Source organism: Dorea sp. 210702-DFI.3.17, from assembly GCF_020560825.1.
Taxonomy (GTDB): Bacteria; Bacillota; Clostridia; order Lachnospirales; family Lachnospiraceae; genus Dorea; species Dorea formicigenerans.
This window is the reverse complement of sequence record NZ_JAJCNB010000001.1, coordinates 447519-462587: the sequence shown is the minus strand read 5'-3', so window position 1 is coordinate 462587 and position 15069 is coordinate 447519. Positions and strand designations below refer to the sequence as shown.

At 42.0% G+C, this 15069-nt stretch carries 11 protein-coding genes and 1 tRNA gene; 11 read left to right on the top strand and 1 reads right to left on the bottom strand.

All coding sequences use genetic code 11. The features are described 5' to 3' along the window. Positions 1 to 118: 118 nt before the first annotated feature. From recJ to aspS, 7 genes are all read left to right on the top strand, one after another. The gene (gene recJ / locus LI149_RS02280) at positions 119 to 1834 is read left to right on the top strand and encodes a single-stranded-DNA-specific exonuclease RecJ (RefSeq protein WP_227142925.1); all 1716 of its coding nucleotides are present in this window, start codon (positions 119 to 121) and stop codon (positions 1832 to 1834) included. Between the two features lie 80 nt (positions 1835 to 1914). Further along, positions 1915 to 2439, top strand: coding sequence for an adenine phosphoribosyltransferase (locus LI149_RS02275; protein WP_040015335.1), 525 nt, complete (start codon positions 1915 to 1917; stop codon positions 2437 to 2439). A gap of 46 nt (positions 2440 to 2485) precedes the next feature. Continuing rightward, entirely contained in the window at positions 2486 to 4831 is a 2346-nt protein-coding gene (locus LI149_RS02270) for a bifunctional (p)ppGpp synthetase/guanosine-3',5'-bis(diphosphate) 3'-pyrophosphohydrolase (protein WP_117494742.1), read from the top strand. Positions 4832 to 4847: 16 nt separating this feature from the next. Next, the gene (locus LI149_RS02265) at positions 4848 to 5477 is read left to right on the top strand and encodes an MBL fold metallo-hydrolase (RefSeq protein WP_040015333.1); all 630 of its coding nucleotides are present in this window, start codon (positions 4848 to 4850) and stop codon (positions 5475 to 5477) included. Positions 5478 to 5479: 2 nt separating this feature from the next. After that, positions 5480 to 6952, top strand: a complete 1473-nt coding sequence (gene hemZ / locus LI149_RS02260; RefSeq protein ID WP_117494741.1) for a coproporphyrinogen dehydrogenase HemZ — start codon at positions 5480 to 5482, stop codon at positions 6950 to 6952. Next, positions 6937 to 8208: a histidine--tRNA ligase gene (gene hisS, locus LI149_RS02255; protein ID WP_227142924.1), complete on the top strand. Its 1272-nt coding sequence runs from the start codon at positions 6937 to 6939 to the stop codon at positions 8206 to 8208. Before hemZ ends, hisS begins: the two co-directional genes overlap by 16 nt. A gap of 38 nt (positions 8209 to 8246) precedes the next feature. Continuing rightward, the gene (gene aspS, locus LI149_RS02250; protein ID WP_117494739.1) at positions 8247 to 10037 is read left to right on the top strand and encodes an aspartate--tRNA ligase; all 1791 of its coding nucleotides are present in this window, start codon (positions 8247 to 8249) and stop codon (positions 10035 to 10037) included. A 58-nt stretch (positions 10038 to 10095) separates the two neighbouring features. Here the strand turns inward: aspS and LI149_RS02245 are convergent, their stop codons facing one another. After that, the gene (locus LI149_RS02245; protein WP_118399060.1) at positions 10096 to 10794 is read right to left on the bottom strand and encodes a hypothetical protein; all 699 of its coding nucleotides are present in this window, start codon (positions 10792 to 10794) and stop codon (positions 10096 to 10098) included. A gap of 327 nt (positions 10795 to 11121) precedes the next feature. Between LI149_RS02245 and LI149_RS02240 the strand changes: the two genes are divergently transcribed. The 4 genes from LI149_RS02240 to LI149_RS02225 all read left to right on the top strand — a co-directional run bounded on the left by LI149_RS02240 (position 11122) and on the right by LI149_RS02225 (position 15060). Further along, positions 11122 to 11194: transfer RNA gene (locus LI149_RS02240), tRNA-Gly, on the top strand. Positions 11195 to 11423: 229 nt separating this feature from the next. After that, positions 11424 to 12368 (top strand): CorA family divalent cation transporter, encoded by a 945-nt coding sequence (locus LI149_RS02235; RefSeq protein WP_227142923.1) that lies wholly within the window; start codon positions 11424 to 11426, stop codon positions 12366 to 12368. Between the two features lie 18 nt (positions 12369 to 12386). Further along, positions 12387 to 13679, top strand: a complete 1293-nt coding sequence (locus LI149_RS02230) for a homoserine dehydrogenase (RefSeq protein ID WP_173786250.1) — start codon at positions 12387 to 12389, stop codon at positions 13677 to 13679. A 22-nt stretch (positions 13680 to 13701) separates the two neighbouring features. Continuing rightward, complete coding sequence (locus LI149_RS02225) at positions 13702 to 15060, top strand: MATE family efflux transporter (protein WP_227142922.1); 1359 nt, start codon at positions 13702 to 13704, stop codon at positions 15058 to 15060. Positions 15061 to 15069: the final 9 nt, after the last annotated feature.

The window sequence follows — 15069 nt, the reverse complement described above, 5'->3', positions numbered from 1 at the left end:
GTTCTTTTCTTAAAGTAAATATTTGCAAAGTAAATAAAATGATGTTAGAGATTCCTGTCGAAAATGTAGTATTTACTTTGCAAATATTTATTTGGATAAAACAGGAGAGACGAAAATTATGGAACGCTGGGTACTTTTAAGAAAAGGTGCTGATTTTGAGGCTATCAGTAAGAAATTTCATATTAGTCCGAGACTGGCCAGTCTGATCCGTAACCGGGATGTTATTGGAGATGAAGCAATCGACCAATATCTGAACGGTACAATTGCGGAACTCTACGATGGAATGCAGATGAAGGGTATGCCACAGGCGGTGGAAATTCTGACTGAAAAAATCAGAGACCGGGAAAAAATCCGTGTCATTGGAGACTATGACTGTGATGGGATCAATGCGACATATATTCTTTTAGAAGGTCTGGAAAAGCTTGGCGCAAAGGTGGACAGCGACATCCCGGATCGTATCAAAGACGGATATGGATTAAATCAGCATCTGATCGACCGGGCGCATGAAGATGGAATTGATACGATCATCACCTGCGATAACGGAATTGCGGCAGCGAAAGAAATTGAGTATGGAAAAGCGCTTGGTATGACGATTATCGTAACAGACCATCATGAAGTGCCGTACAAGGAAAATGAAGCGGGAAGAAGATACATTTTACCGCCGGCAGATGCAGTTGTTGACCCAAGGCAGGAAGGATGTGAATATCCATTTAAAGGATTATGTGGTGCAGCGGTTGCATACAAGCTTGTAGAGGCGCTCTGTGAGGCAAATGGTCAGGACGTGGCGGATCTGGATTATCTTTTGGAAAATGTTGCAATTGCAACAGTGGCAGATGTGATGGATCTGACAGAGGAAAATCGAATTCTGGTGAAGCAGGGTCTTGAGATGCTAAAGAGGACCTCTAATCTGGGACTACGTGCCCTGATCCAGTGTATCGGGCTGGAGGGAAAAAAGATTCAGGCATATCACATCGGATTTATTCTTGCTCCGTGTCTGAATGCCAGTGGTAAGCTGGATACGGCAAAAAGAGCACTGGCACTGCTTCGGGCAAAGACAGAGCGGGAGGCAGATATGCTGGCAGGTGATCTGAAAGCATTAAATGAAAGCCGTAGAGATATGACAGACCGCGTTGTAGATGAGGCAATGGCGAAAGTGGAACAGACAGATATCCGGGGGGATAAGGTGCTTGTTATCTATCTGCCGGATTGTCATGAAAGCCTTGCCGGCCTTGTGGCTGGACGTGTGAGAGAAAATTACTATCGTCCGGTATTTGTATTGACGGATTCCGAAGATGGAGTCAAAGGATCGGGAAGATCGATCGAAAGCTATTCCATGTATGAAGAACTGACAGGCTGTGGGGATCTTCTGACAAAATTCGGCGGACATCCGATGGCGGCAGGACTTTCACTTGATAAAGAAAATGTTGAGAAATTCAAAAGAAGACTAAATGATCAGTGTACGCTTTCAGAAGAAGAGCTGACAGAAAAAGTAGTGATCGATATGGAACTGCCATTTGCTGCTATTACAGAACATTTTATAGAAGAACTTGAATACATGGAACCATTTGGAAAAGGTAATACAAAACCGGTTTTTGCGGCAAGAGGCGTCGTCATGCAGCATGTGAAGATCATCGGGAAAAATAAAAATGTTGCAAAAGCAACAGCAATCGATGCGGCGGGAAACCGGATGGAAGCCATCTGTTTTCATGATGCACAGGAATTTGCAGAACGGTGTGAAAGAAATAACGGTAAAATGTCCATTACATTTTACCCTGGAATCAATGAATTCCGGGGAGAAAGACAAATTCAGATTGTAATTACTCATTATCGATAGATTTTTTTTGAAAAATGGAACAAATAATGCTATACTAAAAGATATACTTTACCTTGAAAGAGAAGAAGGAGAGAATAATTATGAAACCGATAGAAGATTATGTAGTAAGTATTCCGGATTTTCCAGAACCGGGGATCATATTTCGTGACGTGACAAGTGTATTACAGGACGCGGAAGGACTGCATCTTGCAATTGATCTGATGCAGGAAAAATTAGAAGGTCTTGACTTTGACGTAGTAGTCGGACCGGAATCCAGAGGATTTATTTTCGGGGTACCGATCGCATATAATCTGAAAAAGCCATTTATTCCGATTCGTAAAAAAGGAAAGCTTCCAAGAGAGACGGTTTCTGCAGAGTATGAATTAGAGTATGGCACAGCAACTATCGAGATGCACAAAGATGCGATCAAGCCAGGGCAGAGAGTTGTGATCATTGATGATCTGATCGCGACAGGCGGAACGAATGAGGCAATGATCCATTTGATTGAAGGTCTTGGCGGAAAGGTTGTAAAGACTGTGTTTTTAATGGAACTGGCAGGACTTCATGGACGTGACAGATTACAGGGATATGATATAGATTCAGTTATTGTATATCCTGGAAAATAGAAAAAGATATACATTTGAGAGACTAGAGAGGGAAGGAGGCGTTAATATGTCAGAGAATAAAACAACATATGAGTCACTGGACGGCAAGATTGCTCCGGAAGCATTGCTAAAAGACACAAGAGGGAAACTTCAGATGGTAGATGGGCACGGGATCAAACAGGAGGCAGATTATGATGATCCGGATAAGCTTTATGGCATGTTAATTGCCCGTATTCAAAAGTATCATCCGTCTGCGGATGTTACTCAGATCGAGAAGGCATATAATCTGGCAAAAAAAGCGCATGGAGACCAAAAGAGAAAGTCGGGAGAACCGTATATTATCCACCCGCTCTGGGTAGCAATCATTCTTGCGGATCTTGAGATGGATAAGGAGACAATTATTGCAGCTCTTCTTCATGACGTAGTGGAAGATACTCGGATTGGAGAGGATTATATCAAAGAAGAGTTTGGAGAAGAGGTAGCTCTTTTGGTAGACGGTGTTACGAAACTTGGCCGTGTAGCTTATTCTGCGGACAAACTGGAACTTCAGGCGGAGAATTTGAGAAAGATGTTCCTTGCTATGGCAAAGGATATCCGGGTTATTATCATTAAACTTGCGGACCGTCTGCATAATATGCGTACACTGCAGTTCATGACTCCGGCCAAACAGCAGGAAAAGGCTCGTGAGACAATGGATATTTATGCGCCAATCGCGGGAAGGCTTGGTATTTCTAAAATTAAGACAGAACTTGACGATTTGTCATTGAAGTATCTGAAACCAGATGTATTTTTTGATCTTGTAAATCAGATCAATGCCAGAAAAACAGAGCGTGAGGAATTTGTCCAACAGATTGTGGATGAAGTGTCCATGCATATGAAAAATGCGGGGATTAAAGCAGATGTAAATGGACGTGTAAAGCATTTCTTCAGTATTTATAAGAAGATGGTCAATCAGGATAAGACAGTAGATCAGATTTATGACCTGTTTGCAGTCCGTATCATTGTGGATTCTGTCAAAGACTGTTATGCGGCATTGGGAATTATCCATGAGATTTATACGCCAATTCCTGGAAGATTTAAAGATTATATTGCCATGCCGAAACCGAATATGTATCAGTCTCTGCATACAACGCTGATGAGTTCGATCGGTCAGCCGTTTGAGATCCAGATCCGTACACAGGAGATGCATAAGACAGCCGAATATGGTATTGCTGCTCACTGGAAGTATAAAGAGTCCGGCGGCAGCAAGAAAGGTGTTATGGCTGAAGAAGAGAAAATGAGCTGGCTCAGACAGATTCTGGAATGGCAGAGAGATATGTCTGACAACAAGGAATTCTTAAGCCTCATCAAAGGAGATCTGGATCTGTTTGCAGATGATGTGTACTGCTTTACACCGCAGGGGGATGTAAAGACATTGCCGACGGGGTCCACTCCAATCGACTTTGCTTATTCCATACACAGTGCAGTCGGCAATAAGATGGTCGGTGCCAGAGTGAATGGAAAGCTTGTTCCGATTGATTACAGGATCCAGAATGGAGACAGAATAGAAATTCTGACCTCCCAGAATTCGAAAGGACCAAGCCGTGACTGGCTGAATGTAGTCAAGAGTACACAGGCAAAAAATAAGATCAATCAGTGGTTCAAAAAAGAATTTAAAGAGAGCAATATTATCAAAGGAAAAGAGATGGTGGCCTCCTATTGCAAAGCAAAATCTCTCAACCTTTCTAATCTGCTCCAGCCAAAATATGAAGAGATCGTACAGAGAAAATATGGATTCAAGGACTGGGATTCTGTGCTTGCCGCGATCGGACATGGCGGCTTAAAAGAAGGACAGGTCGTGAATCGTCTGGCGGAAGAATATGGCAAGGATCACAAGCAGGAACTGACAGATGAAATTGTACTTGAAAAAGTTGCAGAGGCGGCTAAGAATAAAGTCCATATTGCCAAGTCCAAGAGTGGAATTGTCGTAAAAGGAATTGATGATGTGGCAGTCCGGTTTTCCAGATGCTGTAATCCGGTACCGGGAGATGAGATTGTCGGATTTGTTACAAGAGGAAGAGGACTTTCGATTCACCGCACGGATTGTGTTAATATGATACATTTGACAGAAGCAGAACGTGCAAGACTGATTCCGGCTGAGTGGGAAGGAAATGTGGCAGAAGAGACAGGAGGTCAGTATCTGGCTGAGATCAAGATGTATGCAAGAGATCAGCAGGGACTTCTGATGAGTATTTCCAAAGTATTTACGGAGATGGAGATGGATGTCAAATCCTTAAATATCCGCACGAGCAAGCAGGGAACTGCGACCATCGAGGCTGGATTTATTGTGCATGGCCGAGAGGAACTTGCAAAAGTAATTGGTAAACTGCGTCAGATTGATGACGTGATTGATATTGAGAGAACAACAGGCTAGGAGGAAAGAAAAAGCAATGAAGATAGAGAAATTTCCCCTTGGAATTTTGGGGGCGAATTGTTACCTTTTGATAAATGAAGAGACAAAGGATACAGTTGTAGTGGATCCAGGTGGACATTCTAAGAAGTTTACAGCATACATTGAGGAAGAAAAACTTAACCTTGTGGCAATTCTTCTGACTCATGGACATTTCGATCATATTATGGGAATTGATTCTATTCTGGAAAACTGGAATATTCCGGTCTATGTAGAGGAAGAGGATCTTCCGATTATGACGGATCCAGAGCTGAATCTGTCTTCGTCTTACACGAATGGTTATTCCTTTGATGGTGCAAAACCGTTAAAAGACGGACAAAAACTGGAACTGGCAGGTGAGACGATAGAAGTCATTCATACACCGGGACATACGATGGGAGGCTGTTGCTATTATCTGCCTGTAGAACATGCAGTATTTAGTGGAGATACTTTATTCCAGCGTTCTGTCGGACGTACGGATTTTCCGAACAGCAGTCAGGATGCAATCGTACGTTCTGTAAGAGAACGACTGTTCGCACTTCCGGATGATACGATTGTTTATCCGGGACATATGGGTGAGACAAAGATAGAGTATGAGAAGCTTCACAATCCATATGTACAGGAGGGCTAAGAATGATCCGGGTTATATGCAATCAGGAGACATTTGTATATAATGCATATCATATGGTGAAGGCTTTTTATCCATCGGAGACTGTTACGTCTTCAGTGGACGAAAAAGCCTCTAATTATGTAACCGTGGAATTTGCAGAAGATGGTACAGACGGGCAGAAAGAGGCGATGATTGAAATTGCAGACAGGCAGACAAATGACATGCCAGCGGAGAAATCTGCAATGAAAAAATATCTCGACCGGATGTTATACAAAAAGTTGTCAGAGCAAAGTGGCAGAACTCTTGCATGGGGAATCCTGATGGGAGTACGACCGACTAAAATTGCTATGAGAAAACTGGAAGAAGGTATGACACAGGAGACGTTTGTTCCATGGTTCCAGAAGGAAAATCTGGTGAGTGAAGAAAAAGCACATCTTGCATGGCAGATTGCAGGGAGAGAAAAAAAGCTTCTGGATCAGTTGGATTATGAAAATGGCTATAGTCTTTATGTGGGAATCCCGTTCTGCCCAACGGTTTGTAGTTACTGTTCGTTTAGTTCTGGTGCATTAGGTGACTGGGAACACCGGGTAGAAGACTATCTGGCTGCACTTATGAAGGAACTGGAAGCAATTGCGAAAATGTCTGAAGGAAGAAAAGCTGACACCATTTACATGGGCGGTGGAACACCGACAACTTTGAATGCGGATCAGTTAGACCGGCTGCTTACATGCATTGATAGACATTTTGTAAGGGAAGGACTTCTGGAGTTTACGGTGGAAGCCGGACGACCGGACAGTATTACGAAAGAGAAACTTCAGGTGCTTCGAAATCACGGTATTAATCGAATTTCTATCAATCCTCAGAGCATGCAGCAGAAGACCTTGGATACAATTGGGCGTAAGCATACTGTAGAACAAGTGTATGAAGCATTTCATATGGCGAGAAAGCTGGGATTTGATAATATCAATATGGATATTATTGCAGGACTTCCGGGAGAGACACCGGAGGATATGGAGGATACTCTAAGACAGATTGCGTTACTTGGACCTGATAATCTGACGGTACATTCCCTTGCAATTAAACGTGCAGCTAAAATGGGCCAGGAAGAGAGAGAAGGGAAACGATTAACGATCATACAAGATGAAATAGGTACGATGGTAGAGATGGCAGGAAATAAAGCCCGACAGATGGGACTTTTTCCGTATTATCTGTATCGTCAGAAGAATATTGCCGGAAATTTTGAAAATGTGGGCTATGCAAAGGTTGACAAAGCAGGAATATACAATATACTAATTATGGAGGAAAAGCAATCCATTATTGCAGCAGGTGCAGGTGCGTCTACAAAAATCGTACTGAAAGAACCTGTCATAAATCCTGAAAGCAAAAAGAAGAAAAAAACCAGTCTGATCCGGCAGGAGAATGTAAAAGCAATCGATGCTTACATCAGCCGGGTGGACGAGATGATAGAACGAAAAGGAGAATGGCTATGGCGTTAAAGAAGAAACCAGTAACCGGTATGAAAGATGTAATGCCGGCAGAGATGGAAATCCGGGATTACCTGATCGGCCTGATTAAAGACACCTATAAAACATTTGGATTCCAATCTATGGAAACTCCATGTGTTGAGCATATCGAGAACCTATGCAGCAAGCAGGGGGGAGATAACGAAAAACTGATCTTCAAGATTTTGAAACGTGGAGAAAAGTTAAAAATTGACGAGGCAAAAGAGGAAAATGATCTTGTGGATGGAGGACTTCGGTATGACCTGACAGTTCCGCTTGCAAGATATTATTCTAATCATGCAAATGAGCTGCCGTCTCCTTTTAAAGCACTTCAGATTGGAAGTGTATGGAGAGCAGACCGCCCGCAGAAAGGACGTTTCCGCCAGTTTGTGCAGTGCGATATCGATATATTAGGAGAGGCTTCTAATCTCGCCGAAATCGAGCTGATCCTTGCCACAACGGCGATGCTTGGGAAACTGGACTTTAAGAATTTTACTGTATGTATTAATGACCGTAATATATTGAAATCTATGGCTGCTTACAGTGGTTTTAAAGAGGAAGACTATGATGAAGTCTTCATTGTTCTGGATAAGATGGATAAGATTGGACCGGAAGGTGTCGAGGCAGAGCTTATTGAGATGGGATATACCAGGGAAAGTGTTAAGACCTACCTTTCTCTTTTTGATGAGGTTGCTTCTGATGTATCCGGAGTCCGTTACCTGAAAGAAAAGCTTGGAGATTATCTGAGCGATGAGACAGCTGACGGTCTGGAATTGATTATGTCAAGTGTAGAAGCTGCAAAAGAGTGTGATTTTAAGCTTCAGTTCACACCAACCCTCGTAAGAGGACAGTCCTACTATACCGGAACAATTTTTGAGGTAACTATGGACGACTTTGGCGGTTCTGTTGCCGGAGGCGGACGTTATGATAAGATGATCGGCAAGTTTACAGGGCAGGATACACCGGCATGCGGATTTTCCATTGGATTTGAGAGAATTGTCATGCTGCTTCTGGAAAATGGATATAAAGTTCCGGGAGGACGCCAGAAAAAGGCATATCTTCTGGAGAAGAAGCTTCCAAAAGAGGCCATGTTGAAGGTTCTTGCTCTTGCAAAAGCTGATCGGGAGGCAGGACGACAGGTGCTGATCGTCAATATGAAGAAGAATAAGAAGTTTCAGAAAGAGCAGCTAATAGAAGATGGATATACAGAAATTGCAGACTGTTATGCAGATTCCGTAGACAGGCTGTAGAGAATAGAACGCACAAGTGAAAAAGGAGATATAGAAAAATGGCAGAGTCAATGCAGGGCTTAAAGAGAACCCACAGATGTGGGGAACTGTCAGCAGCTAACGTAGGCGAGACAGCGACCATTATGGGCTGGGTACAGAAAAATCGTAATAAAGGAGGTCTCGTATTTGTAGATGTAAGAGACCGTTCCGGAATTATCCAGGTTGTATTTGATGAAGGAAGTGTAGATGCAGCACTGATCGAGAAGGCTGCAAAGCTTCGCAGTGAATATGTTGTTGCAGTTGTAGGAAAAGTTGCAAAACGATCTGGTGCAGTCAATGAGAACATTGCAACAGGTGAAATTGAGATTATCCCAGAGGAGCTTCGTGTACTTTCTGAGTCAGAGACACCTCCGTTCCAGATTGAGGAGAATTCTAAGACAAAAGAAGAAGTCCGTCTGAAATACAGATATCTGGATCTTAGAAGACCGGATATGCAGCGCAATCTGATGATGAGAAGCAAGGTGGCTACACTTGCACGTCAGTTTATGGCAAATGAAGGATTCCTTGAGATTGAGACACCGGTACTCATCGGAAGTACACCGGAGGGAGCAAGAGATTACCTTGTACCAAGCCGCGTTCATCAGGGACATTTTTATGCACTTCCACAGTCACCACAGCTATTTAAGCAACTTTTAATGTGTTCTGGTTATGACAGATATTTCCAGATTGCAAAATGTTTCCGTGACGAGGATCTTCGAGCAGACCGTCAGCCAGAGTTCACACAGATGGATATGGAGCTGTCTTTCGTAGATGTTGATGATGTCATTGATGTCAATGAAAGATTCCTTGCGATGCTGTTTAAAGAAGTTCTTGGTGTGGAAGTTCCGCTTCCGATTCCGAGAATGACATGGCAGGAGGCTATGGATCGTTACGGTTCCGATAAACCGGATACAAGATTCGGCATGGAGCTTGTCAATGTGACAGATGTCGTAAAAGACAGCGAGTTTGTTGTATTTAAGGGTGCTATTGAGAATGGTGGTACCGTTCGTGGTATCAACGCAAAAGGCCAGGGAGGAATGGCACGTAAGAAGATTGACAAGCTGGTTGATTATGCAAAGGATTACGGTGCAAAAGGACTGGCTTACATTGCAATCCATGAAGATGGAACTGTAAAATCTTCTTTCGCAAAATTCATGACAGAGGATGAGCAGAAGAACTTGATTCAGGCTATGGACGGTGAGAATGGTGATCTGCTTCTCTTTGCAGCAGATAAGAATAAAGTTGTATGGGATGTATTAGGTGCGCTTCGTCTGGAACTTGCACGCCAGATGGATCTTTTAGATAAGAATGAGTACAAATTTATGTGGATCACAGAGTTCCCGCTTCTTGAGTGGAGTGAAGAACAGAACCGTTTCACAGCAATGCATCACCCATTTACAATGCCAATGGAAGAAGATCTTCAGTACATCGACAGTGATCCGGGAAGAGTCCGTGCAAAAGCATACGATATTACTCTGAATGGAAATGAGATTGGTGGAGGAAGTGTGCGAATCTTTAACCCTGAGATCCAGAGCAAGATGTTCGAGGTGCTTGGATTTACACCAGAGCAGGCACAGGAGCAGTTCGGATTCCTCCTGACAGCATTCAAGTATGGAGTACCGCCACACGCAGGACTTGCATATGGACTGGATCGTCTTGTTATGCTCATGGCAAAACAGGATAGCATTCGTGACGTGATAGCATTCCCGAAGGTAAAAGATGCTTCGGATCTTATGACAGAGGCTCCAACAAAAGTTGATCAGAAACAGCTTGATGAATTGGGACTTTCAGTGGTAGAAGAGGAAGAATAAAAAAATCCCACCCGGATATTCTTGCGTTGAAGAATACCGGATGGGATTTTTTATTAAATTATTGATCTTTTGGTGAGCGTCCATCTTTGTGTTTATTCCAGATGTTAAATGCGATCAAAAGACCGGCTGTGTATAAGATGCTGATCAGAATTGCCGGACTGTCTTTCAAAAAATAAATAACTAAGACTGCGGCAATTAACGCAATGGTCATCTGGAATGCAATCCAGATTCTTTTTTCACGAATTTCTCTGGCATGCTGCTGGGATTCCAGACGCTTCTGTTCTAATTTTAAGTATTCCATCAAGTCCTTGTCTGGAATACGGGAAAGTATAATTTCATCGCGAACAAGTCTGGCTTCGCGGCGGGAGTGGATATTTGCAATTTTAGCAGAAAAACGGGCAAAAAATCCGGAGGAATCACGTTCTTTTTCAGCTTTGTCAAACGGATCCATCTCAGAATCCAGGTTATAAGCAGATTCCGTTCCTGGAGCAGTAGCATTATTGATGACAGATGCATTTTTCCGGGCAGTTGTGCTACCGGAAGCAGACGTATCTTCCTGGATAGTTGAACTTTTAGAAGCAGACGTATCTTTCTGGATAGTTGTGCTGCTAGAAGCAGATGTATCTTCCTGACCAGATGCATTTTCTGTAGCAGATGTATCTTTCTGACCAGATATAGTTTCTGTAGCAGATGCATGATCTATTGTAGTTATATTTTCTTCTGTAGTTGTATTTCCTTCTGTAATTGTCTCTGACATAACAGACCTCCTATGTGAATTATATATATCAGCTGGGAGATGACTCCCACCTCGCAGCAAGAATGCCGAGGCATTCTTGAATCATCGTTTTGTTTATCATAACAGTAAAAAAAATAAAAAACAACTGATTTTCCAAGATTAGTCTTATTAAAAGAAAGGAGATTAGAGACTTTCATATATGAGAAGTGTGCAAAAAAATGGAATAAAATATATTGCATCAAAAATTTTGAAAAAAATTAAAAAAAGCTGTTGACAAAAGTCTGATTATCCTGTATAGTATGTATTGTTCCAAGGAACACAAGAAACAAACGGAACAATATAATGAATGCGACAGTGGCTCAGTTGGTAGAGTACGACCTTGCCAAGGTCGGGGTCGCGGGTTCGAACCCCGTCTGTCGCTCTTATAAAAATCTCAATCTTCGGATTGAGATTTTTTCGTATATGATAACTTGTATTTTTTATATATTCAAGAATGCCTCGGCATTCTTGCTGCGAGGTTCATGCATTAAAATTCTCCTATAATTCCAATAATTACAGATAGAAAAACATGCGTAAAATAAAAAATTATGATATGATATGAGAGTCAAATCTCAGAAAGAAACAATGTTGATAAAAAGTGGAGGCAGACTATGGAAACATACACTCTGGATTGGCAAAAAGGACAGCTTATTCAGGATAGGATGCAAGAAGCAGATTACAAGAGGATAAGTGATAAAAAAATAGATGATACTATGAAGGTTCAGATTATGAATCTGAAAGAATACGAACAGATTAAGGAATATATTCCACATAAGAAGAATCTTCTATACAGTATGAATCATGTCAGGTACTGTAAAGTAGATTCGTTTCATGATTGTGTACAGGGAATTATGCGGGTGCCAGATTTGAAAAATCATGAAATGTTCGTATTTGGCTTTTGCATGTATAAGCAGACTCTTTATTTTGTGGAGGAAACAAATCAAATTCAACTTCTTATGGAACATGTGAAGAATGATGTCTATAAAAACTGCAGACTTCATGAAGTTTTGCTTATGATTTTAAACTATCTGATTGATGATGATGTGTACAGAATGCAGAAGATTGAAGAACAACTGGAGAAAATCGAAGAAAATGTAATTGGACATGTCCAGAAACATCTGGATGAAAGAATTATGAAGTATCGGAAACATTTTTCGGAACTGCTGGTTTCTTATGATCAGATGACCAATATGGGTGAGCATATGCAGCTTTATATGAACAGAAATGAAATCCAGGATGAAGAAATGGGTTGGGAGCGTTATGTTCATAGAACTGAGCGTTTGCATCAGTATGCCGCGGAGATGAAAGAGTATACTCAGCAGATCCGTGAAATTTATCAGACCCAGATTACCTTGCAGCAAAATAGAGTTATGAATTTTCTGACAGTAGTGACGACAATATTTATGCCGTTGACATTGATTACCGGGTGGTATGGAATGAACTTTTATAATATGCCAGAACTTCACTGTCAATATGGATATATTTGTGTCATCATAATATCAATCGTAGTAATTATTGCGGAATGTATTTACTTTAAAAAGAAAAAAATGTTATAAAGCAGGAGGAGAACAGGAATGAGCAAGCCGCACAAGATAAAAATCGGACTTTTAGGACTGGGAACAGTTGGAAGTGGGGTATATAAGTTAATTGAAAAGCAAAAAGAGGAGTTTTGTAAAAAGGCAGGAGCAGATGTTGAGATTGTAAAGATTCTTGTACACAATATGGAGAAAAAGCGTGAAGGTGTGGATCCGTCTCTTCTTACCGATCACTGGAGAGATATTATTGATAATGATGAGATTCAACTCGTAATTGAGGTGATGGGTGGAATTGAGCCGGCAAGAACCATGATCCTGGATGCTTTAAATGCAGGAAAAAATGTTGTGTCTGCTAATAAAGATCTGATTGCTGAGCACGGAAAAGAACTTCTGGATGCAGCAGAAGAGCATGGTGTGGATTTTCTGTTTGAGGCTGCAGTAGCCGGAGGAATCCCGATCATCCGTCCGTTAAAGCAATGCCTGGTGGCAAATGAGATTGATGAAGTCATTGGAATCATGAATGGTACAACAAACTATATCCTGACAAAGATGTTTGAAGACAATATGGATTTTGATGAAGCATTGGCAAAAGCGACAGAGCTTGGATATGCAGAGGCGGACCCGACAGCAGATATTGAAGGATTAGATGCCGGACGTAAAGCAGCAATTCTGGCTTCCATCGCATTTCATTCCAGAGTTGTGTTCAAGGATGTATATACAGAGGGAATTACAAAGATTTCTTCAAGAGACATAGCATATGCAAAAGAATTTGGCAATGTTATCAAATTACTTGGCGTGGCTCATAATACAGAAGATGGAATTGAAGTGGGTGTTTATCCGATGATGATTTCACAGAATCACCCACTGGCATCTGTCAGAGATTCTTTCAATGCCGTATTTGTGCATGGAGATGCAGTTGGAGATGTAATGTTCTATGGACGTGGTGCGGGAGAGTTCCCGACTGCCAGTGCAGTTGTCGGAGATGTGATCGACGTAGTGCGTGACACGCAGTATCACTGTACCGGAAGAATCAGTTGTACCTGTTATCGGACAACACCAGTCAAGAATTTTAAGAATGTGAAAAATAAATTTTTCCTCCGTATGCAGGTGGAGAATAAACCTGGAGTTCTGGCTTCCATTGCCATGGTATTTGGTGTTCACAAGGTCAGCATTACAAAAGTCATGCAGAAGGAACAGTGCGAGAACGCTGATGTAGCTGAACTTGTTATTGTAACAGAGGCTGTCAAAGAAAGCCAGATGCTGGATTCTCTGGAGCATCTCAAAGATATGGAGACAATTCGCGAAGTCAGCAGTGTCATTCGTGAATATTAGTAGAAATATTGGAGGTTTAGGTTTGGAAGAAAGTGTAAAGGTCAATCCGCTTGCAACAGAGAAGATCGAGCGGTTGATATTAAAATTCTCCATCCCGGCAATCATCAGTATGCTGGTCAGCTCGCTTTATAATATTGTAGACCAGATATTTATTGGACAAGGTGTAGGACTTCTTGGAAATGCAGCGACTAATATCGCATTTCCAATTACGATTATCTGTACTGCAACGGCATTGCTTCTTGGGATTGGAAGTGCTTCAAATTTTAATCTGTCCTCGGGGGCAGGAGAGCAGGAATGTGCGTGCAGGTATGCAGGGACAGGACTTGCAATGCTGATGCTTTGCGGTGTGACGATCGCGGTCATCGTATTATTGTTCTTAGACCCGCTGCTTCATGTATTCGGTGTTACAAAAGACGTCCTGCCTTATGCACAGGATTATACAGGGATTACAGCATTTGGAATTCCTTTTCTGATTCTGACGACAGGGGGGAATCATCTGATCCGTGCAGACAGAAGCCCGACTTATTCTATGACTTGTATGCTTACGGGGGCAATCATCAATACGATTCTGGATCCACTGTTTATTTTTGGATTCCATTGGGGAATTAAAGGAGCTGCATGGGCAACTGTAATCGGTCAGATCGTGTCTGGGTGTCTGGTAATTGTGTATTTTGTACATTTTAAAAAGATGGGACTGACAGCGGAGATGATAAAGCCCCGTGGAATGTATATCAAAGGCATTCTCACACTTGGTATGGCTTCATGTATCAATCAGATAGCTATGGCAATCGTGCAGATCGTGTTAAATAATACATTGAGATATTATGGTTCTCTTTCTGTATATGGATCAGATATTCCACTGGCGTGTGTCGGTGTAATTGCAAAAGTCAATATGGTGTTTATGGCAATCTGTATCGGTCTTGCCCAGGGATGCCAGCCAATCTGGGGTTTTAATTATGGAGCAGGCAATTATGTGAGAGTCAGACACACATATAAGCGATCCATGCAGATAGCGCTTGCGGTCGGCGGTATCTGTTTTGTGTGCTTTCAAGTATTTCCAAGACAGATCGTCAGTATTTTCGGAAATGGAAGCGAAGAATATTTCCGGTTTGCAGAGAGGTATTTCCGCATTTATATGTTTATGACGTTTGTAAATGGAATCCACCCGGTCTGCTCGCAGTTTTTCACTGCAATCGGAAAAGCTGCAAAGGGAGCAGTTGTGTCTCTGACGAGACAGATATTATTTCTTTTGCCACTCATTATTATATTCCCGATATTTATCGGAATTGATGGTGTAATGTATGCAGGTCCGATCGCGGACGGAACGGCAGCAGTAGTTGCAATTGTGCTTGCGAGAAGTGAGATAAAAAAGATGAGCTGATAAGTAAAG

What these genes read in the sequence shown, in the direction of transcription:
- LI149_RS02265 (WP_040015333.1), top strand. Translation starts at nt 4,848, where the DNA reads ATGAAGATAGAGAAATTTCCCCTTGGAATTTTGGGGGCGAATTGTTAC.
- LI149_RS02270 (WP_117494742.1), top strand. Translation starts at nt 2,486, where the DNA reads ATGTCAGAGAATAAAACAACATATGAGTCACTGGACGGCAAGATTGCT.
- LI149_RS02275 (WP_040015335.1), top strand. Translation starts at nt 1,915, where the DNA reads ATGAAACCGATAGAAGATTATGTAGTAAGTATTCCGGATTTTCCAGAA.
- LI149_RS02245 (WP_118399060.1), bottom strand. Translation starts at nt 10,794, where the DNA reads ATGTCAGAGACAATTACAGAAGGAAATACAACTACAGAAGAAAATATA.
- hemZ (WP_117494741.1), top strand. Translation starts at nt 5,480, where the DNA reads ATGATCCGGGTTATATGCAATCAGGAGACATTTGTATATAATGCATAT.
- hisS (WP_227142924.1), top strand. Translation starts at nt 6,937, where the DNA reads ATGGCTATGGCGTTAAAGAAGAAACCAGTAACCGGTATGAAAGATGTA.
- LI149_RS02230 (WP_173786250.1), top strand. Translation starts at nt 12,387, where the DNA reads ATGAGCAAGCCGCACAAGATAAAAATCGGACTTTTAGGACTGGGAACA.
- LI149_RS02235 (WP_227142923.1), top strand. Translation starts at nt 11,424, where the DNA reads ATGGAAACATACACTCTGGATTGGCAAAAAGGACAGCTTATTCAGGAT.
- aspS (WP_117494739.1), top strand. Translation starts at nt 8,247, where the DNA reads ATGGCAGAGTCAATGCAGGGCTTAAAGAGAACCCACAGATGTGGGGAA.
- recJ (WP_227142925.1), top strand. Translation starts at nt 119, where the DNA reads ATGGAACGCTGGGTACTTTTAAGAAAAGGTGCTGATTTTGAGGCTATC.